This is a genomic window from Komagataeibacter europaeus, assembly GCF_002173515.1.
Lineage (GTDB): Bacteria > Pseudomonadota > Alphaproteobacteria > Acetobacterales > Acetobacteraceae > Komagataeibacter > Komagataeibacter europaeus.
This window is the reverse complement of record NZ_CP021467.1, coordinates 2,506,568-2,533,436: the sequence shown is the minus strand read 5'-3', so window position 1 is coordinate 2,533,436 and position 26,869 is coordinate 2,506,568. Positions and strand designations below refer to the sequence as shown.

The window sequence follows — 26,869 nt, the reverse complement described above, 5'->3', positions numbered from 1 at the left end:
TGTCAGTCCCGGGAACGGCGTTATCGTTCACCTCTTTGTCCTGATCAAGGTGACTCATGCCACAACTTTCGATGCATTCGCCACTCGCGCCCCTGACCGTCTCCGTCGAAGATGGAAAGATCGTGGCGCTGGACTGGGGCTGGGGCCGCGATCAGGAGGAAACGCCGCTGCTGCTGGAATCCCGCGCCTGGCTGGACGCCTATTTTGATGGGGAAGTCACCCTGTGCCGCCTGCCCCTTGCCCCTTATGGCACACCCGAGCAGCTACGCGCATGGCAGTTCATGCAGACCATTCCCGTAGGGCAGCAGGTTTCATGGCAGGATGCGGCACGTCTGGCCAATGTTTCAACTGACACCATCATCAGCGCCTGTTCGGAAAATCCCATTCCCATCCTGATCCCCTGCCACCGCATCGATTTCACTGACTGCCCCCGGTACGATCCCGAAACCTACCCTGGGGATGAAGGCGCGCGCGACCGGCAGTTCCTGCGTGACCTGGAAACCCTCTCCGCAACACCGCTGCCATAACCCCTTACCCACCAACAGGGATTACAGGACATGAATACCGTCATCCGCATACATGAATATGGGGGGCCTGATGTCCTCCGCACCGAAACGCTTCCGGTTCCCACCCCGGCGGCAGGCGAAGTGGTGCTGCGCCAGGAAGCAATCGGGGTCAATTTCATTGATACCTATTTCCGCACCGGACTGTACAAATTCCCTGCCCTGCCCGCCGTGCCGGGCATGGAGGGGGCAGGAACCGTAACCACCATCGGTCCCGATGTGGAAGGCATTCAGCCCGGCATGCGGGTGGCCTATGTCACGACCCCGGGCGGCTATGCCACGTTCCGCACCATTGCCGCCGACAGGCTGGTGGTATTGCCCGATGACATCTCCGCCACGACCGCTGCCGCCATCATGTTGCGTGGCCTGAGCACACATATGCTGCTGCGCGAGGTCCATCGCGTCCAGCCCGGCGAGGACATTCTGGTCTATGCCGCCGCCGGTGGCGTGGGGCTGCTGATGTGCCAGTGGGCGCGTCATCTGGGCGCACGCGTCATTGGCGTCGTCTCAACGACAGAAAAAGCGGAACTGGCCCGCGCCAACGGGGCGGCGGATGTCATCATCGGCACGGACCGGATAAAGGAACAGGTCAGCGACCTGACCAACGGGCGCATGCTGCCGGTCGTCTATGACAGCATTGGCCGCGATACCTTTGAAACCAGCCTGTCCTGCCTTGCCCCACGCGGTCTTATGGTCAGCTATGGCAACGCATCGGGGGCGGTGACGGGCGTGAATGTCGGCACGCTGGCGGCCCATGGCAGCCTGTACCTGACGCGCCCAGCCCTTACGACCTATATCGCACAACGCCCCGCACTACTGCATGCCGCCGACGAACTGTTCGAACTGGTGCGGCAGGGCATCATCAAGCCACGTATCGGTCAGTCCTTCCCCCTGACCGAGGCCTCGCAGGCCCATATTGCCCTTGAATCGCGCAGAACCACGGGCAGCACGATCCTGCTCCCCTGATCCACACCAGATAAGCAAAGCGTTTCAGAAATAATAAAAGTTTTTGGGTGTCGCCTTTTTTCAAAAAGGCACTGTCTCCTGAAGCCTCTTGAAAAAAGCTTCACCAAAAAATTTCTTCCTTTCAAAACAAAAAACCCCGGCCTTCCAGCCGGGGTTTTTCAGCCATTCACGACATAGCAACCCGATCAGGTATTCATCGCATCGAAGAAATCGTGGTTGGTCTTGCTGTATTTCAGCTTGTCCAGCAGGAAGTCCATCGCATCCATGGTACCCATCGGGGCAAGGATACGACGCAGAACCCACATCTTGGCCAGATCGGCCCGATCGACCAGCAGTTCTTCCTTACGCGTGCCGCTCTTGGTGATGTCGATGGCAGGGAACGTACGCTTGTCCGCCAGCTTGCGGTCAAGGATCAGTTCGGAGTTACCCGTGCCCTTGAACTCTTCAAAGATGACTTCATCCATCCGGCTGCCGGTATCGATCAGCGCGGTCGCGATGATGGTCAGCGAACCGCCTTCCTCGATATTACGGGCCGCACCGAAAAAGCGCTTGGGACGCTGCAGCGCGTTGGCATCCACACCACCGGTCAGCACCTTGCCCGATGACGGGACAACGGTGTTGTAGGCACGGGCCAGACGCGTGATGGAATCCAGCAGGATCACCACATCGCGCTTGTGCTCGACCAGGCGCTTGGCCTTTTCCAGTACCATTTCGGTGACCTGCACATGCCGGGTCGCCGGTTCATCAAAGGTGGAGGACACAACCTCACCCCGCACCGAACGCGCCATGTCCGTCACTTCTTCCGGCCGCTCGTCGATCAGCAGCACGATCAGGAACACTTCGGGATGGTTCGCGGAAATGGAGGAGGCGATGCTCTGCAGCATCACGGTCTTGCCGGTACGCGGGGGGGCGACGATCAGCGCGCGCTGCCCCATGCCGATGGGGGAGACCAGGTCGATCACGCGGGACGTGAAATCACGGTTCGGGGTCTTGCCCTTCCCCTTGCCATTGGCTGGTGCATCCGCAGCGCCCCCCACGGCCGAATTCTCGACTTCCATCTTCAGGCGGCGTTCAGGGTAGAGCGGCGTCAGGTTATCGAAATTGATCCGCTGGCGCACCGCCTCGGGCGGTTCGAAATTGATCGCGTTGACCTTCAGCAGGGCAAAATACCGTTCCCCGTCGCGCGGGGCGCGGATCTGGCCTTCGACCGTGTCACCGGTGCGCAGGCCAAAGCGGCGAACCTGACTGGGGGAGATATAGATATCATCGGGTCCCGGCAGATAATTGGCTTCCGGTGAGCGGAGGAAGCCAAACCCGTCAGACAGGATTTCAAGCGTACCGTCCCCATAGATGGCCTGATCGTTGTCAGCCAGCGTCTTGAGGATCGTGAACATCAACTCCTGCTTGCGAAGAGAAGATGCGTTTTCAATGTTCAGACTTTCAGCATAAGCCAGAAGGTCTGCTGGGGATTTGGCCTTGAGTTCGGCGAGTTGCATGCAGGATATGCCTATAAGTGGGCAGTTCACGAAAGGAAAAGAGAAGCCAGCAATCAGTTTGAGAAGGCGCGCCGATAAGGGGCCTCTGACCATATTCTGATGAAACGGTTTGATGCAGCTTAACTGAGAGGTGGGAATCCCAGGTCCGCCATGAAATGGCATGCGCTGGAATATGCAGACCATATGCCTTTAATCGCGTGGCGTCAAGCATACACACATCCCTATGCCATGCCCCCCTGGCCTCATCGTGATGATTATACTGTCGTCGCCCGTGTAACGCGTCATGATGACAAAATATTCGCGTGCCCCCTACCGGGGCTGGCCGCGTCTGCACTGATGGATGCATGCGTTCACGACGCAGCCTGAAGCGCGCATGTTCAGAACCCGATGACCGCATCCCCGCCAAAGGTGAACATGCCGTTATTGCGTCCGCCATTGAACGGCATGGTGCCATTCAGCGCACGGTCAAACCGTATTTCGGGGCGCAGCATGAAAACCCCGATATGATGGCCAAGCTGGGGACGGTAACTGACACCCAGCGTCATTTCGCCATATGTCGTGCCATGGCTGGAGGCCGACGGCCCGGGCACGACCGCCCCACCCGTTCCGGCCAGCGCTTCCATGTAGGAATTGTTCCCGCGGAAGGTCGCGACCATAGCGTTGTTGTTGTCGCGGTATATTTCGCCACGGTAATTGAAGGTCAGGTCGCGGTTGATGCGGTAGCTGAGGAAACTTACGAAACTTTCCGCATCCACGCCTGCAAACTGCCCGCGCGCGCCAATGCCGCGCGTGCCCTCGTCATGCAGGTAATTGAATTCCGCCGTCAGGCTCAACCGGTCATTCACCTGGTAGTAGGCGCTGATATCATTCCAGAACCGCTGGGTATGATCGGCTTCGTAATGGCCGATGGCGCGCCACGAATTTTCCGGCCCGACGCGGCTCAGTTCCACAATGCGCAGCTTGCCATGAGCGAGGTTATTCAGGTTGAAACCGAAATACCCGGCTGGCGCGCTGTTGTTGTCCGCATGCCCGAATGATGTCTGGTTGCCGGTATCAATGCCGAATGTCACGTCCACCATGGGTGTCACATGCCAGTTGAACATCGCGCCCACATGTTCGAACGGCACGGAATATTCGGATGTATAGGCCAGCGTGTAAAAGGGCCGGGATGTCGGATCCAGCCCCTCCACCCCCATCGGGGCCTGCAGGATACCCGCCTGCATGTCCAGCCCGCCACGCGTCAGCCACGGCAGGTGGACATCCATATGCGCCTGCGCGGGGATCAGCTGGTAGCGTGCGTTCCATTCCCGGTCACTGATGCCCAGGACCTGATAATAGCGTGCATCCGACCCGTACATGCCCTCCAGCGTAAAACCGACCTGGTAGGTGTTGCGGTGCGGGTCGATCGCCTTGTTCAGCGTGAATTCAGCCTGGTTCAGCTGAACCTGGTTGGCATGGTCGGCCAGGAAGTCGCCATAATTGTAACCGGGCTGGGGGCGTGCGGGATTGGCCATGATCCCGCCTTCGATCTGCGCGCTCAGGGTAATGTCACCCAGCCACCGGGCAAGGCCCGTGCTGCTGTCATGCCGCAGGCCGGAAAAGACATGAACCTGTGCACGCGCCACGGTAGGCAGTCCACCCAGCAGGCCGGCAAGGACCAGACAACATCCCAGCGTACGGTTCGGTTTCATGATGGCCTTTGTTCCTCCCCGGCATCGGCAGACCCGGGCAGGCGCCGATTATCCGCGCGCGCTCCGGCATTCATGAATTTTCTTTTATTTCGTTTCCCTTGTTATTGAAACCTAAATCATTGAAATGATTCGATAATATAATAATCATGAAGGCGATATGTCAGGCAATGACAACTATTTTCCCAGCCATCCACGCCGCCAGAACCAGATCAGCGGCAGCACCACCGTCGCCGCCATGAGGACAAGGGAATACCAGTAGCCGTATTTCCAGTTCAGTTCGGGTATATCATGGAAGTTCATGCCATAGATGCCCGCTACCAGCGTGGGAGCCACGCCAATAAAGCTGACCACGGTCAGTATCTTCATGCCATTATTCTGTTCGATGCTGATGAATCCCAGCGTCGCATCCAGCAGGAACTGCACCTTGTTGGCCGTCTGGGATACGAAGTCGTTCAGCGAACGGATATCGCGCCCCACCGTGGCCAGCCGTGACTGCAGCCGTTCAGACAGGTCGTGGCGCTTGTTTTCCCCCAGGAAGATGGAAATCCGTTCCAGCCCCAGCAGGCTGTCGCGCACGGATGAACTCAGGTCGCCCGACCGGCCAACCCGGCGCAGCATGTTGCGCAGCAGCGCGCCCGCCTGCGCCTGGCTTGGTTCCTCGGACTGGAATACGTCCTTGGACATGCCATCAAGCGCCTGCCCCAGATGTTCCAGAATATCGGCCAGCCGGTCCACGATGGCTTCCAGCAGCATGATCCCCGCCTCGTTGGCGGCCAGGGGCTCCGCCTGTCCCGCCACTTCCCGCGCAACCACGTCAAACGCGCTGAACCCGGTATAACGGATGGTCAGGAGCCGGCCGGGCATGAGTACGAAGCCCACGGGGGAGACGAAAAAGTCATCCGGCGTCTTGCGCACCAGTGGCGTGGAAAGATAGACGCCGATCCCTTCCGTGAAGAGACGTGATGAACTTTCGATTTCATCCAGCTGGGCGCGGGTGGGCACACGCAGGCCCGTCACCTCGGCGGCAAGGGCTTCTTCCTCCTCGGTGGGACTGAGCAGGTCCAGCCATGCCGCACCGGCCGCATCCTCCGCAGTCGTAACGGTCCGGGCCGGGGCACCGGGACGATGGGCTAGAAACATGGGCGGTCTTTCTGTGGTTCGGGTCGTTGTTCATCCATCATGCGACAGCAAACATGTCAAATCATGACACGCTCCACGATATGGCAGGGGGCTGGTATTTTACCGCCATCCGGTCCAGAACCGCCTGATACGCGGCCCGGGACGGCTGCATGATGATACCATTGAGCCACGCACCTATTTCTTGCGGAGTAGCGAAGTTGAGCGCAACAGATACACAGGCAGGCGCCAACAGCCTGCGCAGCGGGCCGGACGGTCGCGGCCGTTTTGGAATTTTTGGTGGCCGTTTTGTCGCCGAAACCCTGATGCCGCTCCTGCTGGAGCTGGACGGCGCCTACAGGGCGGCGCAGGCGGACCCCGAATTCCGGCGTGAACTGGATTATTATCTCAAGGATTATGTCGGTCGTCCCAGTCCGCTGTGGTTTGCGCGCCGCATGACCGAACAGCTTGGCGGCGCGAAAATCTACATGAAGCGCGAGGAACTGAACCATACCGGTTCCCATAAGCTCAACAACGTCATGGGGCAGATCCTGCTGGCCCGCCGCATGGGCCGCACCCGCATCGTGGCCGAAACCGGCGCAGGCCAGCACGGCGTGGCCACCGCGACCGTGTGCGCGCTGTTCGGCATGAAATGCGCGATCTACATGGGTGCCACCGATGTCGAGCGCCAGAAGCCCAACGTGTTCCGCATGCGCCTGCTGGGGGCCGAAGTCGTGCCCGTTACCGCAGGCGCGGGCACGCTGAAGGACGCGATGAACGAAGCCATGCGCGACTGGGTGACCAACGTGCATGACACCTACTTCCTTGTCGGCACGGTGGCGGGGCCGCACCCCTATCCGCAGATGGTGCGTGATTTCCAGTCCATAATCGGCGTGGAAACCAAGGAACAGATCGTGGCCGCCGAAGGCCGCCTGCCTGATGCGATCGTGGCGGCGATCGGTGGCGGGTCGAATGCCATGGGCATCTTCCATCCCTTCCTTGATGACCCCGAAGTCAGGCTGATCGGCGTCGAGGCCGCGGGCTGCGGGCTGGACAGCGGACGTACCGCCGCCTCCATCGAGCGTGGCAGGCCCGGCGTGCTGCACGGCAACCGCACCTACCTGCTGCAGGATGCGGACGGACAGATCACCGAAGCCCATTCCATCAGCGCCGGCCTCGACTATCCCGGTGTCGGTCCCGAACATTCATGGCTCAGTGACATCGGGCGCGCCGAATATGTTGGGGCGACCGACCAGGAGGCGCTGGACGCCTTCCAGCTATGCACCCGCACCGAGGGCATCATTCCCGCGCTGGAAAGCGCCCACGCCATCGCCTACGCCGCGAAGATCGCGCCCGGCATGGGCAAGGACCAGATCATTGTCATCAACATTTCCGGCCGGGGAGACAAGGATATCTTCACCGTCGCCGAACATCTGGGAGTGAAACTGTGAGCCGCATCGCCCGCCGCTTCGCCACCCTGCGCCAGCAGGGCCGTGGTGCCCTGATCCCCTATGTCGAAGCCTGCGACCCGGATTACGACACGTCGCTTGCCATCCTGCGCGGCATGCCCGGTGCGGGCGCCGACCTGATCGAGGTGGGGGTGCCCTTTTCCGACCCGTCGGCCGATGGCCCGACCATCCAGAAGGCCGCGCTACGCGGGCTGAAAGGTGGTTCGACCATGAAGCGCGTGCTGGAAATGGTCTCGGCCTTCCGCGACGGCGATGACGAGACACCAATCATCCTGATGGGCTACACCAACCCCATCGAGGCCTATGGCCCCGAACGCTTCTGCGTGGATGCGAAAGCAGCGGGCGTGGACGGCCTGATCATCGTCGACATGCCACCGGAAGAAGCCGACCTGCTGGCAGGCCCGGCTGCCGCCGCCGGGCTGGACATCATCCGCCTTGTCGCCCCCACAACGCCGGACGACCGGCTGCCGGTCGTGTTCAACGGCGCATCGGGCTTTGTCTATTATGTCAGCATCACCGGGGTGACGGGCACACGCACCGCCAGCACCGATGAACTGGCCCATGCCCTGCCCCGCCTGCGCCGTGCCACCGACCTGCCCATCGCCATCGGCTTTGGCATCCGCACGCCGGAACTGGCGGCAAACGCCGTACGCGCGGCCGATGCCGCCGTCGTGGCGTCCGCCCTGCTCAACACGCTTGAGGGCACGCTGGATGCGGATGGCCGGGCAACGGCCCGCACCGTGCCCGCGGTGCTGGAACAACTTCGCGGGCTGGCGGATGCCGTGCATGCTGTAAGCAAAACTGTCTCAAAATAATACATTGATAAAAAACAAAAGTTTTTGGGCGCCGCCTTTTTTCAAAAAGGCGGCGTCTTCTGAAGCTTTTTGAAAAAAGCTTCACCAAAAACTTTCTTACGGTTTGCGGGACATTTCACAGGCGATTTTCCGCAATGGCCCCCGCAATGACAATCTGGCCCAATCGTTCATCTGCCTGTATGGAACAGGCCTCCAGAAAGCTTAAGGGAGAGGCAACATGAGCTGGCTGACCGAATATGTCCGTCCCAAGATCCGCGGCCTGCTCAAGCGGGAAGTGCCGGACAACCTGTGGACCAACTGCGAATCGTGCGAGCAGATGATCCTGACCAAGGACCTGCGCAAGGCGATGAATGTATGCCCGCATTGCGGCTACCACATGCGCGCCACCGTGCCCGAACGGCTGGAATGGACGTTTGACAACGGGGAATATACCCGCATCGAACTGCCCAGGGTGCCGGTTGACCCCCTCTCCTTCCGTGACCGCAAGCGCTACACGGACCGGCTGAAGGATGAACGCGCCAAATCCCAGCTTGATGAATCCATGGCCGTGGCCCATGGGCAGATCGGCGGGCATAACGCGGTTGTCGCCGTCATGGCGTTCGAATTCATCGCGGGCACGATGGGTGCGGCATTGGGTGAGGCCTTCCTTGCCGCCGCCCGCCTTGCCATCCTGCAGCAGTCGCCGCTGATCGTCTTTACCGCATCCGGTGGCGCGCGCATGCAGGAAGGCATGATCAGCCTCATGCAGATGCCCCGCACCACGGTGGGGGTGCAGATGCTCAAGGAAGCGGGGCTGCCCTATTTCGTCGTGCTGACCAATCCGACCACCGGGGGGGTTTCCGCATCCTTCGCCATGCTGGGTGACGTGCAGATTGCCGAGCCCAATGCCCTGATCGGCTTTGCCGGACAGCGCGTGATCGAGGATACGGTGCGCGAAAAGCTGCCCGAAGGCTTCCAGCGCGCGGAATACCTGCTGGAACACGGCATGCTGGACATGGTGGTCAAACGCGGCGACCTGCCCGTAACCCTCGGGCAGCTGATCGGTCAGCTCAACTACCGCCACATCGCGCCGCGGCCTGCGGCCTGACCCCGAACAAGGGCGCACCCCATGAATGCTCCCACGCTCGGGCCGGAATTCGTTGGCCGGACAGGGCAGATACTTGAACGGCTGAACCGGCTGTATCCGGCCCTGATCGACCTGTCACTGGCCCGGCTGGAAACGCTGCTGGCGCGCCTTGGCCACCCCGAACGCCACCTGCCGCCCGTCGTGCACGTGGCAGGTACGAACGGGAAAGGCAGCACCTGCGCCCTGATGCGCGCCGTGGCTGAAGCGGCGGGGTGGCGGGTGCATGTGCTGACATCGCCGCATCTGGTCCACGTGACCGAACGTTTCCGCATCGCGGGCCAGATCGTGACGGAACGCGAACTGGCGGCCGTTCTGGAAGAAATCGAACAGGTCAATGCCGGCACACCCATTACGGTGTTCGAAGTCCTGACGGCGGCGGGTTTCATGCTGTGCGCGCGCCACCCTGCCGATCTTGCGATTGTCGAGGTCGGGCTGGGCGGTCGCCATGACGCCACCAATGTGCTTGAACGCCCGGCAGCATGCGCGATCACGGCCATCTCGATGGATCATGAGGCCTTCCTTGGCAATACGCCGGGGGCAATCGCGACCGAGAAGGCAGGCATCATCAAACCCGGCGTTCCCGTAACCACCGGCCGCCAGCAAGCCGCGGTCATGGACGTCCTTGTCCGCACGGCACACGCGCACGGCAGCCCCCTGTGGCGGCGGGACCATGAATGGTCCATCACCCCCGCGCCAGATGGCACAAGCCTGCGCTACCATGACCGTCATGGTGCGCTGGACCTGCCCCTGCCCGGCCTGCGTGGCGCGCACCAGATCGACAATGCGGGTCTTGCCATCGCCACCCTGCGCGCCAGTGGCCTGCCCCTGCCGCAACAGGCATGGGCGGGGATTGCCCAGGCACGCTGGCCCGCGCGGATGCAGCGCCTGTCCGGCCACCTGGCGGCCCTGCTGCCCCTGGACTGGGAATTATGGCTCGATGGCGGTCACAATCCCGGTGCGGGCGAGGTGCTGGCACAGGTGATGGCGGAATGGGCGGATCGTCCCGCCCATCTGGTCATCGGCATGAAGCAGACCAAGGACGCCACCGGCTTCCTGTCGCCCCTGCTGCCGCGTGCGGCCTCCATCCAGGCCGTAGCGGAAAAGGACCAGCATCTGGCGCAGCCCGTGGCGGACATCATTGCGGCGGCTGGTGGCCGGGCCACGGCTGGTCCCACCCTGCACGCCGCCCTGACGCATCTGGCGGCCACAGCGGAACCGGATGCCCCACCCGCCCGCGTCATCATATGTGGCAGCCTGTATCTGGCCGGTGTCGCCCTGCAGCTTGATGGCTGGCAGCCTGACTGACAGGCAAGCCCCACAGGCGCAGATGTCCCGCAATAGAAACCGTGTTGAAAAAGGTATCTGCCTGCGGGTTGATGTCGGACGGACCGACCACAAAAGATTCACCAAAACATAAAGAAGTTTCTGGTGACGCTTTTTTCAAAAAACTTCGAAGAAAGCCACCTTTTTGAAAAAAGGCAGCACCCGAAAACCTTTATTCTGAAATCATTTCCAATGGTCTGTACCTTTGCGGCACGACAGGCCACTGCGCCGGGACAGACAGACAATAAAAAACGGGTGCAGCCGTAAAGGCTGCACCCGTTCACCATGCCGACCACGGTGCGGATGCCATGCGGCCTGCTGCCTACCTGCTGTCAGGCAGCGGCCTGCCCTGCCCGATTTCGCGCAGCGGCAGGCCCGCCATGAGACGCTGCTCGATCTTTTCCAGCGACATGTCGCGCGTTTCCGGGATGAACCGCCATGTCACCAGCACGAAAAACAGGTTGAACACGGCAAACAGCCAGAAGGTCGGCCCGTTACCCATCCATTGCAGCATCGACAGGAAGCTCGCCCCCACGATCATGTTGGCGATCCAGTTGGTCAGCGTGGAGATGGAAATACCAAGGTCACGTCCCTGCAGCGGCTGAACCTCCGAACACAGGACCCAGATCAGGGGACCGGCGGACATGGCAAAGCCGGAAATATAGATCAGCAGCATGAAGACCGAGATGATCTGTTCCGTCTGCCCCAGGTTGGGCCGGTTCAGCATGAAACCAAGGCAGCCCATGCCCACGGCCATGATGATGAAACCGGTATACAGGATGGGCTTGCGCCCCCACCGGTCCACCAGACCGATGGCGATGAAGGTGGCCAGCATGTTCACCAGCCCCACCATGGCGGTGCACCACAGCTGCGCAGGGCCGACGTAACCGGCCAGCGCGAAGATCTTGGGGGCGTAGTACATCACCACGTTCACGCCCGCGAGCTGCTGCATGACCTGCAGCGTCATGCCCAGGAAGATGGAGCGACGGAAATTACGGTTGTTGCGCAGCAGGCTCCAGCCGCGCTGCTTCTGCTGAAGCTGGCGGCTGATATTCTGGATTTCCTGCATGGCGGCGCTACGGTCGTCACGCAAATCAACCAGCACTTCCAGCGCTTCCTTGCGCCGGCCACGCATCATGAGCCAGCGCGGGCTGTAGGGCAGGAACAGCACACCGATCAGGAACAGCACGCCCGGCACGGCGGCAACGGCGAACATGCCGCGCCAGTTACCGGAATAGCTGAACATGGTATTGCTGAGGAACGCAATGAAAATCCCCGCCGTAATCATGAGCTGATACGTCGAGATCATGGCCCCACGCGCCTGTTCGCTGGCGATTTCGGACAGGTAGAGGGGGGCGGTGAACGCCGCCACCCCGATCGCCAGCCCCATGATCAGCCGCCCCACGATCATGGACGGGATCGACCAGGCCAGCGCACAGGCCAGCGACCCGACCACAAACACCGCCGCCCCCACCAGCAGCGCATGCTTGCGCCCGATCTGGTGTGACATCCAGCCACCGCACAGGGAACCTACGGCCGCGCCGCCCATCATGGCGCTGACAATCCATTCCTGCTGCATCGTGCTGGCATGGAACGTCTGGGCCAACAGGTCCAGCGCACCGGATATGACCCCGATATCCAGCCCGGCCATAAGGCCGGCAAGCGCCGCAAGGCAGCCAATGATGAGATTACGCAGACGCGCCGTGTCAAATCCGTTAGCTGCAGGCTGTTTTTCCATTAAGGCCGGTCCTTTGATCTTTTTCTTGTTGCCGGTGATCAGATTATTCCTGCCGGTTAAGGCCGGTCAGTAGAAAGAACGATACACCATATCTTCGCGTCCGGTCAGGATCATGTTCCAGCAATTCATCCATTACAAATCGTTTTACCCTAAAAACGACCGGAATTTCTGCTATATGCCCTGCCATATCGTCCGGTTCCATGACTTCCATCATATTTGCAAGCCATGGTGGCACGCCAGGGCGTTCCGTCAGCACCAGTGGCGCGCGCGGTGAAAACACGATGGTGCCCCGGGCCTGGATCGTTTCCAGATCCGCCTGCGTCGTTACATGATACAGATATGCATCCGCCCCCTCCCCTGCCCGTAACTGGCGGACATCCACCCTGGCCAGCCCAATCGCCGCGATATCAAGGTAGGTCAGCACATGCCGGATGCCGGGCATGGGTGCGGCAAACAGGTCGGGCTGGTCCGTAGCCGACGGGGCGGCCGGGGCATCGGTCGTGCGTCGCGGCGCCCTGCCGGGCTTCCGGCTGCGCGTGGGGGCGGCAAAGGGCAGTTCGGCCATACGGCCCTTTCGGCGTTGCACCATGTCCGTGCCCCATCCATGACGGGCCGTTACGGCCTGTTGTGGTCAATCCGGTCCTTCATGCGCATGCGGCGCACAGGCCCTCCGCCTCTATGGTGGTCTGGCGGACTGAAAAACCACGCGCCCGCGTGACCTCCAGCAGCGCCTTGAGGATATGGGGATCATCCAGTTCCGTCACACGCCCGCATTTACCACAGATCAGGAACTGCGCGGCATGGACATGCCCGTGACAGGCATGCCCGGATTCCAGCATGTGCCGGCAGCCGGCAAAGGCGGACAGGCGTTCGATCTTGTGGATCAGCCCCTGTTCCATAAGGAAGTCCAGCGCCCGGTATACCGTAGGCGGCGCCACGGGCCTGCCACGGGTCGCACGGATCTGTTCCAGCAGGTCATAGGCCCCCAGTGGCCGGTCCGCCGCCAGAACCAGCCCCAGCACCAGCCTGCGGATTTCCGTCAGCCTGACGGCGCGCGCCAGACATACGGCCGCCGCCTGATCAAGCAGGGTTTCCACCCCGGCGGGCAGACCGGTTCCGGCCGTCTGTATCGTGCGGGCCACTTCTGGTGCTCCTGTGTCCGGTTACCGGCATGGTCTCCGCGCCCGATCGCAGCCCGGGCAGGGTCAGTCCGGCAGGTGATCCGCCCACATGGCCATAAGCGCCACGAAAAGGGCAAGGCCAGCATGTATCCAGATCAGTCCACGCAGCGTCAAGACAGGAACCCCGTCCGTGCGCATGCCTGCCCTGCCGGGTGTGTCGTCCATGGCGTTGCCTCCTTGCGCCTGTCGGTCCATCCGGTCCGTCATGGTGCAAAAGGCTGGATTTTTCCTTAACCCGGAACCCACGGCCTATTTATCGTCATCATGGGGCAGCATGTGGTAGGTACGGTTGAAATAGACCAGCCCGCCACGCGGACTGCTGTTGCGCAGGCTTTCCACCGCGCCGAACATGACGCTGTGGGTGCCGACTTCCACAATGCGTTCGATCCGGCAGTCCAGTGACAGCACGGCCTCATCCAGCACCGGCGCGCCGGTGGTCAGTGTGTCCCAGTGGCCGGAACGGAAGCGTTCCGCCTGTTCCAGCGGGCTTGCGAACACGCCGGATATGTCCTGCTGGTCGGCGGCAAGCACATTGATGCACATGGCCGCATCGACACGAAAACGCTCGCGCACCCGTGAATTGCGGTTCAGGCAGACCAGCACGGTTGGTGGCGTATCGGTGACCGAACAGACGGCGGATGCCGTAAAACCAGCCGGATCATCAAGTGTTCCGGTCGTGACAACGTTTACCGCCGCGCCAAGCCGCGCCATGGCGTTGCGAAAGGTGAGGGCGTCAATCCCCATGGTGCTTATGCCTCAGTAGCTGTTGCATGCCTGTGGTCCGCACGCAGCCGTGACGCCGGACGATAGCGGGGGTAGCGCATTCTGTACCGGTTGAACACAGCAAACAGCACAGGGAAGCACCATGGACACTGGACTGATCCATATTAACCATACCGGCCGGCTGGGACGCATCACGCTCAACCGGCCGACAGCACTCAATGCGCTGAACATGGACATGCTGGCATGCCTTGATACCTGCCTGCGCGCATGGCGCGATGACCCCGCGATCGAGACCGTGCTGATCGACAGCGCAAGCCCGCGCGCCTTCTGCGCAGGGGGCGATATCCGCGCCATCCGCGACCGGCTGGAAACAGGTGGGCTGGAAGAGGGGGCCATGCCATTCCGGCGCAGCTACCGCCTTGCCTCCGTGCTGGCGGGATATCCCAAGCCGGTGGTCTCGTTCATGGATGGCATCGCCATGGGGGGCGGTATCGGGCTGGGCGGGCATGTCCGCTACAGGATCGTGACCGAACGCGCCATCCTGGCCATGCCGGAAACCGCCATTGCCCTGACGCCGGATGCGGGCGGGTCCTACCTGCTGTCGCGCGCGCCGGGGCTGAGCGGCCTGCGCCTTGCGCTGACGGGGGGACGGATGAACGCGACACAGGCCATCGACGCGGGCTTTGCCGACCGTATGGCCCCTTCCGGCACGCTGGACGCCATAAGGCATGCCCTGACCCACCTGCCCGCAGGACAGGTGATGGACGGCCTGCCCCCATGTCCCCCCATGGACAAAGGGCCGGATACGGCGGCCATTGCCCCTGTATATAATGCACCGGACATGCCCGAACTGCTGCGCAGGCTGCAGGCCCATCCGGCCGCATGGGCGCGCGATGATCTGGCGGCCACGGGACGGGCGTGCCCGTTTTCACTATGCCTCACTTTGGCCGCCTGGCATGCCGCCCGCGACCTGCCGGATCTGGACCATGTGCTGGAGCAGGAATTCCAGCTGGTCTGCCACCTGCTGCAACGCCCGGATTTTACCGAGGGCGTACGCGCCCGCCTGATTGACAAGGATAATGCCCCGCACTGGATACCCGACCGCGTCGATGCCGTTCGCCCGCATGATATTGCGGCCTGCCTGCATGGCCATGCCTGTCAGCCCCTGGGTCTGGTAACCGCCAGTCCGGATCGGCAATAATTCATTATCACACGTAAAGTATATGAAAATGCCATTTTCCGACCATTACACACCCCTGACCCACCACAGCCGGCTGGGAGATGAATTCTATGACATGGTGCAGGCCGCCACCTTCCCCGCCCATATCCTGCGCTACCGTAACGATGACGTGTCGCCCCGCATCGGTCTGGACACGCTGACCGATGCCGAATGGGTACGCCATTTCGGATATTTCGACCCCCTGCCCGGATCACTGCCGCAGCCACTGGCCCTGCGCTATCACGGGCATCAGTTCCGGTCGTACAACCCCGACCTTGGCGATGGGCGGGGCTTCCTGTTCGCGCAGCTTGAGGACAGCGTGGACGGCCGCGTGCTGGACATTGGCACCAAGGGCAGCGGCACCACCCCGTGGTCGCGCGGCGGCGATGGCCGCCTGACGCTGAAGGGGGGCATACGCGAAATCCTGGCCAGTGAACGGCTGGATGCGGCAGGCGTGCGTACCTCCCGCACGCTGAGCGTGGTGGAAACGGGTGAAAGCCTGCATCGCGGGGACGAACCGTCCCCCACGCGGTCATGCGTGCTGGCCCGCCTGAGCCATTCCCACATCCGCATCGGCACGTTCCAGCGCCTTGTCACCAATGAAGACCGTGCAAGCCTGACCCGGCTGGTGGAATACGTGATCGAAACCTATTACCCCGACCTGGCTGGCGCCGCGGATCCTGCCGCCGCCCTGTATGACGCCGCCACGACCCGCATTGCCGAAATGACCGCGCAGTGGATGACCGCGGGCTTCGTGCATGGCGTGCTCAACACCGATAACATCAATATTACCGGCGAGAGTTTCGATTACGGCCCCTGGCGGTTCGTGCCCACGTTCAACCCGACCTTCACTGCCGCCTATTTCGATCATTCCGGCCTGTATGCCTATGGCCGCCAGCCCGAGGCGATGACGTGGAACGTGGCCCGTCTGGGGGAATGCCTGCTTTCCCTTTCCACGCTTGAGAAAATCCAAAGTATTTTTGATGACTTCTGGGAACGATATGAACGTTTTCTTGATATTTCAGTGCTTAATCGGCTTGGACTGAAGGAGATTTCAAGAAAATCCTCCACCGATCTGCGCGAATGTCTTTTTTCTTTCATGGATGAAAGCCAGATTGGATTTGAATTTCCATTTTTTGACTGGTATGGTGGCGAACAGAGCCAGAAACGTGCCATAACAGGACCGCGTGGAGACTTTTATACGCAGGACAGTTTCCGTCCCCTGCACGACCGGATCATGCAACATGAACCGGCACGGGGCGTCGACCTGTCACAGCCGTATTTCCACAATGGGGCCGCGTGCGTGATGTCTGTCGAGACGGTGGAAGCCATCTGGCAACCCATCGCGGCAACAGATGACTGGTGCCGCCTGCATGATGCCATGCGTCAGGTTGCCAGCATGAAAGCCGCCCTGCAGGTCCACCGCACCCGGGACGGTTGATGCCGCCCCGGGGAACCCGGCCGTTACGGACGAATTATAAGAAGAAGGAAGGAACAGGCACCCGCATGAATAACCAGACCCCACCCGCACAGCATCCCACGCCACAGGCAACGGAACCGTTGCCTGACATGTCCCAGATCGATATTTCCCCCAACGCGCGCAAGACCTTATGGCTCGCAGCCATCGTGGCCGCAATCTGTGGCGGCCTCTATGGTTACGATACCGGGATCGTCTCGGGCGCGCTGCTGCTGATCACGCGTGATTTCCACCTCAGCAGCTTCTACCAGGAAATGGTGGCCTCCGCCATTCTGGCGGGCGCCGTGATGGGTTCGCTGCTGACCGGGTGGATGTCCGAACATTACGGACGCCGCAAATCCATCATGATCGTCACGGCCATTTTCGTGCTGGGCGCGCTGGCCTGCGCCTTTTCGCCGGATGTGTACACGCTGATCCTATCGCGCGTGTTCCTGGGGCTGGCGGTTGGCGGGTCCACGCAGGTGGTGCCCATGTACATCTCGGAACTGGCGCCCGCGCACAAGCGCGGGCACATGGTCACGATGTTCAACATCGCCATCGGCATCGGCATCTTTGCCGCCAACATCATCGGTTTTGCCGCACGTGATGCGTGGGGCTGGCGGCCGATGGTGGCCATTGCCGCCATTCCCGCCGCGGTCGTGTTCGTTTCCATGTTCTTCCTGCCCAAAAGCCCGCGCTGGGCGGCGGAACATGAAAGCCTGGATTCCGCGCTGGAACAGCTGCAGCGCATCCGCACTTCCGAACGCGATATCCGCCGCGAAATGCGCCGTATCCACGCCAATGCGAACGAGGAAACCGATCCGCGCGACATCGGCTGGCGCGGCCTGCGCCAGCCATGGGTGCGTCCGGCCCTGGTGGCCGCCCTTGGCGTCGCTTTCTTCACGCAGGCGGGTGGTCTGGAAATGATGATCTACTATGCCCCGACCTTCCTGTCGGATGCGGGGTTTGGCAGTTCATCCGCGTTGATGGCCAGCATTGGCATTTCGATCATCTACCTGGTCATGACCGTGCTGGGGTCGAACATCGTCGACCGCATCGGCCGCCGCAGGCTGGTGCTGGTCATGGGACCGGGCAGCGTGGTCAGCCTGATCGGGCTTGGCATCATGTTCCTGCTGCACCCGCAGCCGGGCAGCATGGGTAGCTGGCTGATCATTGTCTTCATGCTGCTGTTCATGGTGTTCAACGCCGGTGGCATCCAGGTCGTGGGCTGGCTGCTGGGGGCGGAGATGTTCCCGCTTTCCATGCGCGGCAACGCCACCAGCCTGCATTCCGCCATGCTGTGGGGCAGTGACCTGCTGGTGACCAGCACGGCGCTGACGCTGGTCACCAAGATCACGCTGGGTGGCACGATGTGGTTCTATGCCGGGGTGAACCTGCTGTCGGTCCTGTTCGTCTATTTCATGGTGCCCGAAACACGCGGGGCCTCGCTGGAGGATATCGAGGAAGCCCTGCGCGAGGGCCGCTTCCGCCCGACACGCGGCAATACCGCCATTGTCGAGGAAGAAGAATAATATCCGACGCCGCTGCATACGGTCGGCATCACTAAAAAACGGGCGTCCCCTGATCGGGACGCCCGTTTTGCGTCAGGTCTGAAGTGATAGAGGTTTTTGGGGTGCCGTCTTTTTTTCAAAAAGGCGGCATTCCTTGAAGCTTGTTGAAAAAAGCTTCACCAAGAACTTCTTTTCCGTTCAAACAGTTTTTGCGGATTGCCGGGCCGTCAGATCCACATGCAGGGCAGGGGAGACAGGCAGCCTGAGCACCTGCTGGTAGAACGCCAGTTCGAGTTCCCATGCCCTGCGTATGGTGGCTTCCTGCCGGAAGCCATGGCCCTCACCTGCAAATTCATACAATGCACACGGCACCCCGCGCCCACGCAGCGCCGCGACCATCGATTCCGCCTGCGCTGGCGGCACCACCCGGTCATCCAGCCCCTGCAGGAACAGGACCGGCACCCTGATGTCAGCCACCTGGGTTATGGGGGAGCGGGCAAGATAGATCGCCTCATCCGCAGGGTAGGGACCAACCAGCGTGTCCAGATAACGTGACTCAAATTTGTGCGTATCCTGCGCCAGCGCGCGCAGGTCGGTCACGCCATACAGGCTGGTGCCCGCCGCGAACAGATCCGAACGCGCCAGCGCCAGCAGCACCGTCAGGCCGCCTGCGCTACTGCCCCTTATGACAATGCGGGCCGGGTCAACCTGCCCGGTCGTGGCAAGGTAATGACATGCGGCGATGCAGTCATCCACATCCACCACGCCCCACTGCCGTTCCAGCCGCTGCCGGTAGGCGCGGCCAAACCCGGTTGAACCGCCATAATTGACATCAACCACGGCAAAGCCCCGGCTGGTCCACCATTGCACCTTGAATGAAAAGGCCGGATTGGCCCGGCCCGTAGGCCCGCCATGGGCGACAACGACCAGCGGTGGCTTTTCCCCCTCCGGCCCGTGATAACGGGCATTGGCGGGCGCATAGAAAAAGGCATGTCCCGTGCCCTCACCATCGGGCAGGGGGAAATGGATCGGGGCAGGGCGGGCGATATCATCCGTCGACAGCGGCAGTTCCGTCGCCCGGCGCAGGACCTGCGGCACCTGTCCCGGCTGGCCGCGGACCACGGCGGCCGCGTTATCGGGCGGTGCATCCAGCCATGCGAACCCGTCCCCTTCCACCGGGACCGGACAGCCGGAGGGATGACCAAGGTCGAGCGGCGTCACCACCCCGTCACGGATGGAAACCATGCGGGTATCACCGTCGTTGATGACCATGGCAAGGATGCTGCCATCGTGCAGCGGCACGTAACTGCGCAGCCCGAACACCCAGTGCGGCTGACCGATTTCAGCTTCCATGGGGGCCAGCGCCACGGGAGAGGAGGACGTCGTATCGAACCGGTAGAGATTCCACCACCCGCTGCGATCGGACAGCGCCAGAAGCCGTCCCGCCGCGTCCCAGCACGGTTCGATGACCGATTCCGCCTGCCCATCGTCACCCGCGGCACTCCACGGGGCGGCAAGGCGCGGTGGGTCATCACCTTCCTGCAGCAGGGTGGCGACGCGCAGGCGGGTGGCATCCCATGGCATGGCCGGATGGTCCCATTCGATCCAGGCCAGATACCGTCCATCGGGCGAGGGACGGGGAGATGACAGAAAATCCGGTCCCATGACCAGCGGCGTGCCACCGTTGAAGGCCGGGTCCACCGTTGCGGTGCAGTCCAGCACCACGATGGCGGCGGCAGGTTCCTCGTCTTGCGCGCGGTGGTCTTCACGCACGCAGAACAGGAAACGGCCGTCGGGGCTGAATGTCAGGTCGGCGTACCACAGCCCCGCCCCGGTCGAAAGGCAGCGCGACTGCCCCCCTTCCACCAGCCACAGGCTGCCGTCGCGGCGGTTGCTGAACGCAATGATCCCCTGGCATACGGCATAGGCCCCGCCGCCATATTCATGCACCCGCGTGCCGACATCAAACGGGGCAGGGGTCACGTCGGCCACCTGTCCCGCGCGGGCACGGACCAGCACACGGCGCCCGCCTTCGGCCGGACGTCCCTCGATCCAGTAGATGTCACGCCCATCCACCCGCACATCCGACAGGGCAACCGTCTTTCCCGCCACAAGCGCCGCACTGACGGGTGAGGGCCATGTGCCATAGGGGCGTGTTCCGGTATCCGTCGTGCCGCTGGTGCCGGACTGGGTCATGTTCTTGCTCCTGCCATTTGTGCGTGCCAATGGTATCGGAATTGCACACACCGCGTTTTACGTTCTGTCGTCCGTAACCTACATACTCTTTTCATTTGTGACAGGTAGTCCGCTGCTTCAGCATCTTGAACATCTTTTCCAGCATTACGGCTATGGCGTGATTGGCGTTATTGTCATGCTGGAAAGCATGGGCATTCCCCTTCCGGCTGAAACCCTTGTCATTTCGGCCGCGATCTACTGCGCCACCACCCACCGGCTGGACATTGCATGGGTGGCGACAGCCGCCATCATCGGTGCCATCACGGGTGACAATCTTGGCTACCTTATCGGGCGCGGGCTTGGTTATCCGCTGCTGGAACGCCATGGGGCAAAGGTGGGGCTTACGCCACGACGCCTCCAGACCGGGCGTTTCCTGTTCCGGCGGTATGGGGGGATCATTGTCTGCGCGGGACGGTTCATTGCCATCCTGCGCGTATTCGTGGCCCTGCTGGCGGGGGCAAGCCGCATGCCGTGGTCCCGGTTTCTGATATATAATGCGATCGGCGGCATATTATGGGCTGGTGGATACGCCTATGCCGCCTATTACCTGGGCCACAGGATCATGCGCATTTCCGGGCCCGTGGGAATTGCAGTCGCAACCGGGGGCGGAATCATGATGGTATGCACCATTATTTTCCTGCGGCGGCACGAAGCACGCCTGACGGCACAGGTGGAAGCCGAAGCCCGGAAGGAAATGCACCAATCCAGAGAACAGGCGGACACATGACCAGACACTGGACCATCAAACAGGCCCCCCGCATGGATGGCCACCTTGCCCTTGTCACCGGGGCGACCGGTGGCCTTGGCTACCAGACGGCGCTGGGCCTGGCTTCACGCGGGGCGCGGGTCATGCTTGCGGGGCGCAACCCCGACAAGGGACTGGCCGCCCTGACCCGGCTACAGCACGATGCGCCGGGGGCGGATGCCACCTTCCGGCTGCTGGATGTGGCAAGCCTTGATTCAATCGCGACATTTGCCCGTGAACTGGCGGCGGAAACCGACAGGCTGGACATTCTGGTCAACAATGCCGGTGTCATGGGCACGCCGCGTCGCCTGGAAACCCGCGACGGGTTCGAACTGCAGTTCGGCACCAATTTCCTTGGCCCCTTCGCCCTGACGGCGCGCCTGCGTCCCCTGCTGTGCGCCGCCCCGCAGGGCGGGCGCGTGGTCACGGTAGCCAGCCTTGCCGCGCTAACGGGCCAGATCATATTTGACGACCTGCAGGGCCGTCGCCGCTATGCCCCGTTCCGCGCCTACAGGCAGAGCAAGCTGGCGGACCTGATCCTGGCGCTGGAACTGGACCGGCAGGCCCGCACGCATGGCTGGCCGCTGCATTCCATCGCAGCCCATCCCGGCTGGGCCATGACCGACATCGCGGCCAGCCGCCTGAATACAAAGCAGGGCCTGCAGGAACGCCTGACCCGTTTTGGCGCGATCTGGGCCTTCCGCCTGATGGGACAGTCCGCCGCCCATGGCGCGCTGCCCATCGAATTCGCCGCCATGGCGCCGGAAGCCCGTGACGGCGGCTATTACGGACCCGGCGGCCGGGGCGAACGGCGGGGTCATGTGGCCGAAGCCTTCATTCCCCCCGCCGCGCGTGACCTGACCATCGCACGGCGGCTGTGGCAGGTGGCGGAACGGCTGACCGGCACATCGCTGTCATAGATGGAAATAATAAAAGTTTTCGGGCGCCGCCTTTTTCCAAAAAGGCGGCATTCCTAGAAGCTTTTTCAGACAGTCCTTCAGCGCCGGATGAAGGTCCAGTACAAGGGCTGGCGTCCCGCCTTCAGCGCCTTTGCTTCGTAACGGGTTGGCGGCCAGCCGTCGGGGCGCACCCTGGCGGGTGGCGCGGTGTCAAACAGGTCCTGCGCGCCCATCACTTCCTCGACCCATGCCTGATAGGTCGGATCGTCACTGGCCACGCGCCAGATCGCGCCGGGACGCAGGATCCGGGCGGCCAGTTTCACCGTCTCGGGGTGGACGAAACGCCGCTTCGCATGGCGGGACTTGGGCCACGGATCAGGAAACATCAGGAACAGGCGGTCAATCGACGCATCGGGCAGGCCGCGCAGCAGGATACGCGCGTCCTCATCCCAGATCCGCAGCATGTCCGGGACGGGCGCGGTTGCTTCCTCATCATCCGGCACGACGCGGGACAGCAGGGAACACAACCCGTTTTCAAAGACTTCGCACGCGATATAGCCAACATCCGGATGGGCGGCATTCTGGGCCAGCGAATGTTCGCCGCCACCAAAGCCGACCTCCAGCCAGATCTGTCCGGGCGCATGCCCGAAAGCTGACGCCGGGTCCGGTATCGCCGCCTCGGGAAAACGCATGCGCGGCAGTGTCTGGTCCAGAAGCCGCTGCTGGCGCGGGCGCAGCGGATGGCCGCGCTGGCGTCCGTAAAGCCGGTCAGGCGATGCCTTTACATCCACGGAGGCCGTCATATGTCCGAAAATCCTGCTCCTGCTGCCGTGGCGCACGCCGCACGGCATGATTGAAAAACACAGCGGGGGCCGCCATGACCGGCTTTTGCAAGCAGTCACGGCAGGCCCCCAATGGCTCCGGCACGTTATAGGCCAAAGCGGACGGATTCATGAACCCGCCAGATCGTCAAAAAGTTTTTGGTGAAGCTTTTTTCAAAAAGCTTCAAGGAACGCCGCCTTTTTGAAAAAAGGCGGCACCCAAAAACCTTTCCTGTTTTTTAGCGGTTGAACGCGCCACGCAGGGCGTCGACCAGATCGGTCTGTTCCCACGTGAAATCGTCCTTCGCCGCATCCGGCGTGCGGCCGAAATGGCCGTAGGCGGAGGTCTGGGTATAGATCGGGCGGTTCAGGCGCAGGTGCTTGCGGATACCGCGCGGGGACAGGTCCATGACCTCACGCAGCACACGACCCAGCTTCGCCTCGTCCACATCCTTGCCTGTGTCATCAAGGTCAACATAGACCGACAGCGGGTGGGACACGCCAATGGCATAGGAAATCTGCAGCGTGCAGCGATCGGCCAGGCCTGCGGCCACGACGTTCTTCGCCAGGTAGCGACAGGCATAGGCCGCCGAGCGGTCAACCTTCGTCGGATCCTTGCCCGAGAACGCGCCGCCACCATGCGGTGCCGCACCGCCATAGGTATCCACAATGATCTTGCGCCCGGTCAGGCCGCAGTCACCATCCGGACCACCGATGACAAAGACGCCGGTGGGGTTGACGTAGAATTCGTCTTCCGGCGGCATCCAGCCTTCCGGCAGGACATCACGCACGATGCTGCCCAGTTCCTCACGGATGGTGGCCTGGCTGGCCCCTTCAACGTGCTGGGTGGAAATCACGACGGAGGTCGCGCCAACCGGCTTGCCATTGACATAGCGCAGGCTGACCTGGCTCTTGGCATCGGGCTGCAGGGCCGCGGCGCGCGGATCACCCGCCTTGCGCAGGTCACGCACGCGGTGAAGGATGTCATGCGCGTAGAACAGCGGCGCCGGCATGAGGCTTTCGGTTTCACGCGTGGCGAAGCCGAACATGATGCCCTGGTCACCAGCGCCCTCGTCCTTCTCGCCCGCGCTGTCCACGCCCACGGCGATATCGGCGGACTGTGCGTGCAGGTAGTATTCCACCTCGGCATTGCGCCATGAGAAACCGGCCTGGTCGTAGCCGATATCCTTCACCGCGTCGCGCGCGCCCTGAATCAGCAGGTCAGGGGTGACAGAGGCCGGGCCACGGACTTCACCAGCCAGGATGATGCGGTTGGTGGTGACCATTGTTTCACACGCAACGCGCGATTCACCGTCTGCGGTCAGGAATGCATCAAGAACGGTATCACTGATCCGGTCGGCGACCTTGTCGGGATGCCCTTCGGATACCGATTCCGATGTAAACAGAAAATCGCCTTTATTACGCATGATGGTCCTGTCTGCCTCGTATGGAGTAGGAGAAATAACGCCTGCGGAACCCGGCGTACGATCGCATGCGTTTGGCGGAAACCGGGTCAGGCGTCAAGCCATTTCCCTGAATACCACCCTCGCAGGGCGCGGGCCCCGTACCCCGGTTACGCCGGGCGTTCCAGCCCCAGTACATCTTCCATATTATAAAGACCCGCCACGCGCGCCCGCAACCAGCGCGCCGCCCGCACGGCCCCGGTCGCATAGACCCGGCGGTCAAAGGACCGGTGGGTCAGGCTGATCTGTTCATGCCCCGATGTGAAAATGACGGAATGCTCGCCCACGATCTGCCCGCCACGCAGGGCGGCAAACCCGATCGCCCCATCGGCACGCGGGCCGGTATGGCCATCGCGACCGCTTTCGATATGGTCTTCCAGCCGGATTCCACGGCCTTCAGCCACCGCGCGGCCCATGGCCAGGGCCGTGCCGGACGGGGCATCGACCTTCTGCCGATGATGCATTTCCAGTATCTCGGCATCATATTCGCTGCCGGGCAGGACGGCGGCCATCTGTCGGGCCAACCGGGTGACCAGCGTGACACCGGGGGAAAAATTGGCCGCCTGCACGACCGCGATCCTTTTCGCCGCCGCATCGACAGCCTGCTGCTGGACCGGCGACAGGCCGGTCGTGCCCAGCACCCATGCGGTCCCGCTTTCAGCCAGTGCCGTGGCATGCGGGATGACCGTATCGGCATGGGTGAAATCGATCACGACATCGCAATGGTGCGCAAGTCCGGCAATATCGGCATAAACGGGACAGTCGATACCAGCGACCGTCTGACCATTACGCGTCGTGCCCCCGGCCAGCACGGCACCACCCGATGGCACTTCTTCCGCCAGAAGGCGACCGACACGCCCATTCAGGCCCGCGATCCCGATACGCAATGGCTGCGCGTCCATGCAGTCTTCTCCACCAGTCCAGATATAGAAATAGCGGCGCGACCGGGGGATCGCGCCGCCTGAGCCTATCCATGGTGCAAGTTGGGGGGGATTCACCATGAATAGTATGATGACCCTACACCTGAATAATCAGTCATTTCAACTGCCGCCCCGTCATGACAGGGCGGGGGAAAGGGCAGGTTTACAGCTTGCCTTCAAAAAAATCCTTCACCTTGCTGAAGAAACCGGTGCTTTCGGGGCTGCCCTTGGCATGGCCTGCGCCGTCGCCCTCGAATTCCTCCAGCAGTTCACGCTGGCGCTTGGTCAGGTGGCGCGGCGTTTCCACCACGACCTGGATATACATGTCCCCGCGCGCGGAAGACCGCAGGACCGAAAAACCCTTGCCCCGCAGGCGGAAATGTTCGCCCGTCTGGGTTCCCGCCGGGATCTTCACCTTGGTGCGTGACCCGTCAACGACCGGTACCTCGATCTCGGTCCCCAGGGCCGCCTGCGCCATGCGCACGGGCACGCGACAGTAGATATTGGCGCCATCGCGCTGGAAGATCGCATGCTGTTCGACCGATACATGGACATACAGGTCGCCTGCGGGCACACCCTTGCCGCCGGATTCCCCCTCGCCAGAAATACGGATGCGGGTGCCGTCTTCCACGCCGGCGGGGATCGCGACCTCGATGGTACGGTTCTTTTCCACCGTGCCGGTGCCGTGGCATTCCTTGCACGGATTGCGGATCAGGTGGCCCGAGCCATGACAGGTGGGGCAGGGACGTTCCACAAAGAAGAAGCCCTGCTGCGCGCGCACCTTGCCCGCGCCATGGCACGATGGGCAGGTTTCGGGCTTCGCATCCTTGTCCGCCGAACCGGTGCCGTCACAGCTTTCACAGGTGACGCGGGTGGGGACGGTGATCTTTTTCTTAACGCCGGAAAAGGCCTCGGCAAAGGTGATGGTGACCTGCACCTGCAGGTCGGCACCCGAGCGGCGGCCACCACGCCGGCCACCCATCATGTCGCCAAACATCTGTTCAAAGATGTCACCCAGGCCACCGCCGCCGAAATCGAAGCCGCCAGCACCGGGGCCACCGCCCTCGAACGCCGCATGGCCGAACCGGTCATAGGCCGCGCGCTTCTGGTCATCCTTCAGCACGTCGTAGGCTTCGTTGATTTCCTTGAACCTGTTTTCCGCATCCGTATCCCCGGGATTCCGGTCGGGATGGTACTTCATGGCCAGCTTGCGATACGCCCGCTTGATCTCGTCACCATTGGCATCGCGAGAAACTTCAAGGACTGCGTAATAATCTATCTTGGTGGCCATGTGGGTCCTCTAGCAAACGCGATCGCCCGACATCCTCGCGGCACGATCCTCGCGTTCCAGATATTGTTGCTGGGCAGAATATGAAAAGCGCCCGCCTTCACA

At 62.1% G+C, this 26,869-nt stretch carries 24 protein-coding genes; 11 read left to right on the top strand and 13 right to left on the bottom strand.

What is annotated here, in order from left to right; translation table 11 throughout:
• The first annotated feature begins 71 nt into the window (after window positions 1-71).
• Both S101446_RS11710 and S101446_RS11705 read left to right on the top strand, forming a co-directional pair.
• Window positions 72-527: a methylated-DNA--[protein]-cysteine S-methyltransferase gene (locus tag S101446_RS11710; RefSeq protein WP_010508580.1), complete on the top strand. Its 456-nt coding sequence runs from the start codon at window positions 72-74 to the stop codon at window positions 525-527.
• Window positions 528-557: 30 nt separating this feature from the next.
• Window positions 558-1,529 carry a quinone oxidoreductase family protein gene (locus S101446_RS11705; RefSeq protein WP_087608418.1) on the top strand — a complete coding sequence of 324 codons (972 nt, stop codon included), beginning with the start codon at window positions 558-560 and terminating at the stop codon, window positions 1,527-1,529.
• Between the two features lie 185 nt (window positions 1,530-1,714).
• On the opposite strand, the gene rho is transcribed toward S101446_RS11705, so the two are convergent.
• The 3 genes from rho to S101446_RS11685 all read right to left on the bottom strand — a co-directional run bounded on the left by rho (window position 1,715) and on the right by S101446_RS11685 (window position 5,856).
• Entirely contained in the window at window positions 1,715-3,025 is a 1,311-nt protein-coding gene (gene rho / locus S101446_RS11700; protein ID WP_026018583.1) for a transcription termination factor Rho, read from the bottom strand.
• A 377-nt stretch (window positions 3,026-3,402) separates the two neighbouring features.
• Window positions 3,403-4,716 (bottom strand): outer membrane beta-barrel protein, encoded by a 1,314-nt coding sequence (locus S101446_RS11690; RefSeq protein WP_053322970.1) that lies wholly within the window; start codon window positions 4,714-4,716, stop codon window positions 3,403-3,405.
• A 174-nt stretch (window positions 4,717-4,890) separates the two neighbouring features.
• Entirely contained in the window at window positions 4,891-5,856 is a 966-nt protein-coding gene (locus tag S101446_RS11685; RefSeq protein ID WP_010508585.1) for a magnesium transporter CorA family protein, read from the bottom strand.
• A 197-nt stretch (window positions 5,857-6,053) separates the two neighbouring features.
• Between S101446_RS11685 and trpB the strand changes: the two genes are divergently transcribed.
• The 4 genes from trpB (at window position 6,054) to S101446_RS11665 (ending at window position 10,547) form a co-directional block, all read left to right on the top strand.
• Window positions 6,054-7,283, top strand: coding sequence for a tryptophan synthase subunit beta (trpB, locus tag S101446_RS11680; RefSeq protein ID WP_019092101.1), 1,230 nt, complete (start codon window positions 6,054-6,056; stop codon window positions 7,281-7,283).
• The gene (trpA, locus tag S101446_RS11675; RefSeq protein WP_087608416.1) at window positions 7,280-8,116 is read left to right on the top strand and encodes a tryptophan synthase subunit alpha; all 837 of its coding nucleotides are present in this window, start codon (window positions 7,280-7,282) and stop codon (window positions 8,114-8,116) included. The genes trpB and trpA overlap by 4 nt, the downstream gene beginning before the upstream one ends.
• 217 nt (window positions 8,117-8,333) lie before the next feature.
• Window positions 8,334-9,203 carry an acetyl-CoA carboxylase, carboxyltransferase subunit beta gene (accD, locus tag S101446_RS11670; RefSeq protein WP_010508588.1) on the top strand — a complete coding sequence of 290 codons (870 nt, stop codon included), beginning with the start codon at window positions 8,334-8,336 and terminating at the stop codon, window positions 9,201-9,203.
• A 21-nt stretch (window positions 9,204-9,224) separates the two neighbouring features.
• Window positions 9,225-10,547, top strand: a complete 1,323-nt coding sequence (locus S101446_RS11665) for a bifunctional folylpolyglutamate synthase/dihydrofolate synthase (protein WP_087608415.1) — start codon at window positions 9,225-9,227, stop codon at window positions 10,545-10,547.
• Between the two features lie 340 nt (window positions 10,548-10,887).
• On the opposite strand, the gene S101446_RS11660 is transcribed toward S101446_RS11665, so the two are convergent.
• The 5 genes from S101446_RS11660 to S101446_RS11640 all read right to left on the bottom strand — a co-directional run bounded on the left by S101446_RS11660 (window position 10,888) and on the right by S101446_RS11640 (window position 14,228).
• The gene (locus S101446_RS11660) at window positions 10,888-12,303 is read right to left on the bottom strand and encodes a sugar porter family MFS transporter (protein ID WP_010508590.1); all 1,416 of its coding nucleotides are present in this window, start codon (window positions 12,301-12,303) and stop codon (window positions 10,888-10,890) included.
• A gap of 43 nt (window positions 12,304-12,346) precedes the next feature.
• Window positions 12,347-12,868: a hypothetical protein gene (locus tag S101446_RS11655; RefSeq protein WP_087608414.1), complete on the bottom strand. Its 522-nt coding sequence runs from the start codon at window positions 12,866-12,868 to the stop codon at window positions 12,347-12,349.
• Window positions 12,869-12,947: 79 nt separating this feature from the next.
• On the bottom strand, window positions 12,948-13,445 hold the full coding sequence (locus S101446_RS11650) for a transcriptional repressor (RefSeq protein WP_010508594.1): 498 nt from the start codon (window positions 13,443-13,445) through the stop codon (window positions 12,948-12,950).
• A 63-nt stretch (window positions 13,446-13,508) separates the two neighbouring features.
• On the bottom strand, window positions 13,509-13,649 hold the full coding sequence (locus S101446_RS11645) for a hypothetical protein (protein WP_231289899.1): 141 nt from the start codon (window positions 13,647-13,649) through the stop codon (window positions 13,509-13,511).
• Between the two features lie 84 nt (window positions 13,650-13,733).
• Window positions 13,734-14,228, bottom strand: a complete 495-nt coding sequence (locus tag S101446_RS11640) for a flavin reductase (protein WP_010508596.1) — start codon at window positions 14,226-14,228, stop codon at window positions 13,734-13,736.
• 121 nt (window positions 14,229-14,349) lie between these two features.
• Between S101446_RS11640 and S101446_RS11635 the strand changes: the two genes are divergently transcribed.
• The 3 genes from S101446_RS11635 to S101446_RS11625 all read left to right on the top strand — a co-directional run bounded on the left by S101446_RS11635 (window position 14,350) and on the right by S101446_RS11625 (window position 18,414).
• Window positions 14,350-15,408, top strand: a complete 1,059-nt coding sequence (locus S101446_RS11635) for an enoyl-CoA hydratase/isomerase family protein (protein WP_087608412.1) — start codon at window positions 14,350-14,352, stop codon at window positions 15,406-15,408.
• 28 nt (window positions 15,409-15,436) lie between these two features.
• Window positions 15,437-16,867 (top strand): protein adenylyltransferase SelO family protein, encoded by a 1,431-nt coding sequence (locus S101446_RS11630; protein ID WP_087608881.1) that lies wholly within the window; start codon window positions 15,437-15,439, stop codon window positions 16,865-16,867.
• A 65-nt stretch (window positions 16,868-16,932) separates the two neighbouring features.
• Window positions 16,933-18,414 carry a sugar porter family MFS transporter gene (locus S101446_RS11625; protein ID WP_048850269.1) on the top strand — a complete coding sequence of 494 codons (1,482 nt, stop codon included), beginning with the start codon at window positions 16,933-16,935 and terminating at the stop codon, window positions 18,412-18,414.
• 177 nt (window positions 18,415-18,591) lie between these two features.
• On the opposite strand, the gene S101446_RS11620 is transcribed toward S101446_RS11625, so the two are convergent.
• Window positions 18,592-20,589 carry a S9 family peptidase gene (locus S101446_RS11620; protein WP_087608411.1) on the bottom strand — a complete coding sequence of 666 codons (1,998 nt, stop codon included), beginning with the start codon at window positions 20,587-20,589 and terminating at the stop codon, window positions 18,592-18,594.
• Here S101446_RS11620 and S101446_RS11615 point away from each other — a divergent pair.
• The gene (locus tag S101446_RS11615; protein WP_087608410.1) at window positions 20,588-21,355 is read left to right on the top strand and encodes a DedA family protein; all 768 of its coding nucleotides are present in this window, start codon (window positions 20,588-20,590) and stop codon (window positions 21,353-21,355) included. The two genes, S101446_RS11620 and S101446_RS11615, sit on opposite strands and share 2 nt — an antisense overlap.
• On the top strand, window positions 21,352-22,293 hold the full coding sequence (locus S101446_RS11610; RefSeq protein ID WP_019085605.1) for an SDR family oxidoreductase: 942 nt from the start codon (window positions 21,352-21,354) through the stop codon (window positions 22,291-22,293). Before S101446_RS11615 ends, S101446_RS11610 begins: the two co-directional genes overlap by 4 nt.
• A 77-nt stretch (window positions 22,294-22,370) precedes the next feature.
• Here the strand turns inward: S101446_RS11610 and trmB are convergent, their stop codons facing one another.
• From trmB to dnaJ, 4 genes are all read right to left on the bottom strand, one after another.
• On the bottom strand, window positions 22,371-23,075 hold the full coding sequence (gene trmB, locus S101446_RS11605) for a tRNA (guanine(46)-N(7))-methyltransferase TrmB (protein ID WP_019084900.1): 705 nt from the start codon (window positions 23,073-23,075) through the stop codon (window positions 22,371-22,373).
• A gap of 257 nt (window positions 23,076-23,332) precedes the next feature.
• Window positions 23,333-24,520, bottom strand: a complete 1,188-nt coding sequence (metK, locus tag S101446_RS11600; protein ID WP_010508604.1) for a methionine adenosyltransferase — start codon at window positions 24,518-24,520, stop codon at window positions 23,333-23,335.
• 146 nt (window positions 24,521-24,666) lie between these two features.
• Entirely contained in the window at window positions 24,667-25,458 is a 792-nt protein-coding gene (dapB, locus tag S101446_RS11595) for a 4-hydroxy-tetrahydrodipicolinate reductase (RefSeq protein WP_019090737.1), read from the bottom strand.
• 181 nt (window positions 25,459-25,639) lie between these two features.
• Window positions 25,640-26,767, bottom strand: a complete 1,128-nt coding sequence (dnaJ, locus tag S101446_RS11590; protein WP_010508607.1) for a molecular chaperone DnaJ — start codon at window positions 26,765-26,767, stop codon at window positions 25,640-25,642.
• Window positions 26,768-26,869 lie beyond the last annotated feature (102 nt).

What these genes read in the sequence shown, in the direction of transcription:
- dnaJ (WP_010508607.1), bottom strand. Translation starts at nt 26,767, where the DNA reads ATGGCCACCAAGATAGATTATTACGCAGTCCTTGAAGTTTCTCGCGAT.
- S101446_RS11630 (WP_087608881.1), top strand. Translation starts at nt 15,437, where the DNA reads ATGCCATTTTCCGACCATTACACACCCCTGACCCACCACAGCCGGCTG.
- S101446_RS11665 (WP_087608415.1), top strand. Translation starts at nt 9,225, where the DNA reads ATGAATGCTCCCACGCTCGGGCCGGAATTCGTTGGCCGGACAGGGCAG.
- S101446_RS11620 (WP_087608411.1), bottom strand. Translation starts at nt 20,589, where the DNA reads ATGACCCAGTCCGGCACCAGCGGCACGACGGATACCGGAACACGCCCC.
- S101446_RS11610 (WP_019085605.1), top strand. Translation starts at nt 21,352, where the DNA reads ATGACCAGACACTGGACCATCAAACAGGCCCCCCGCATGGATGGCCAC.
- trmB (WP_019084900.1), bottom strand. Translation starts at nt 23,075, where the DNA reads ATGACGGCCTCCGTGGATGTAAAGGCATCGCCTGACCGGCTTTACGGA.
- S101446_RS11660 (WP_010508590.1), bottom strand. Translation starts at nt 12,303, where the DNA reads ATGGAAAAACAGCCTGCAGCTAACGGATTTGACACGGCGCGTCTGCGT.
- dapB (WP_019090737.1), bottom strand. Translation starts at nt 25,458, where the DNA reads ATGGACGCGCAGCCATTGCGTATCGGGATCGCGGGCCTGAATGGGCGT.
- metK (WP_010508604.1), bottom strand. Translation starts at nt 24,520, where the DNA reads ATGCGTAATAAAGGCGATTTTCTGTTTACATCGGAATCGGTATCCGAA.
- S101446_RS11655 (WP_087608414.1), bottom strand. Translation starts at nt 12,868, where the DNA reads ATGGCCGAACTGCCCTTTGCCGCCCCCACGCGCAGCCGGAAGCCCGGC.
- S101446_RS11615 (WP_087608410.1), top strand. Translation starts at nt 20,588, where the DNA reads ATGTTCTTGCTCCTGCCATTTGTGCGTGCCAATGGTATCGGAATTGCA.
- S101446_RS11710 (WP_010508580.1), top strand. Translation starts at nt 72, where the DNA reads ATGCATTCGCCACTCGCGCCCCTGACCGTCTCCGTCGAAGATGGAAAG.
- accD (WP_010508588.1), top strand. Translation starts at nt 8,334, where the DNA reads ATGAGCTGGCTGACCGAATATGTCCGTCCCAAGATCCGCGGCCTGCTC.
- S101446_RS11690 (WP_053322970.1), bottom strand. Translation starts at nt 4,716, where the DNA reads ATGAAACCGAACCGTACGCTGGGATGTTGTCTGGTCCTTGCCGGCCTG.
- S101446_RS11645 (WP_231289899.1), bottom strand. Translation starts at nt 13,649, where the DNA reads ATGGACGACACACCCGGCAGGGCAGGCATGCGCACGGACGGGGTTCCT.
- S101446_RS11635 (WP_087608412.1), top strand. Translation starts at nt 14,350, where the DNA reads ATGGACACTGGACTGATCCATATTAACCATACCGGCCGGCTGGGACGC.
- S101446_RS11640 (WP_010508596.1), bottom strand. Translation starts at nt 14,228, where the DNA reads ATGGGGATTGACGCCCTCACCTTTCGCAACGCCATGGCGCGGCTTGGC.
- S101446_RS11685 (WP_010508585.1), bottom strand. Translation starts at nt 5,856, where the DNA reads ATGTTTCTAGCCCATCGTCCCGGTGCCCCGGCCCGGACCGTTACGACT.
- S101446_RS11625 (WP_048850269.1), top strand. Translation starts at nt 16,933, where the DNA reads ATGAATAACCAGACCCCACCCGCACAGCATCCCACGCCACAGGCAACG.
- S101446_RS11705 (WP_087608418.1), top strand. Translation starts at nt 558, where the DNA reads ATGAATACCGTCATCCGCATACATGAATATGGGGGGCCTGATGTCCTC.
- rho (WP_026018583.1), bottom strand. Translation starts at nt 3,025, where the DNA reads ATGCAACTCGCCGAACTCAAGGCCAAATCCCCAGCAGACCTTCTGGCT.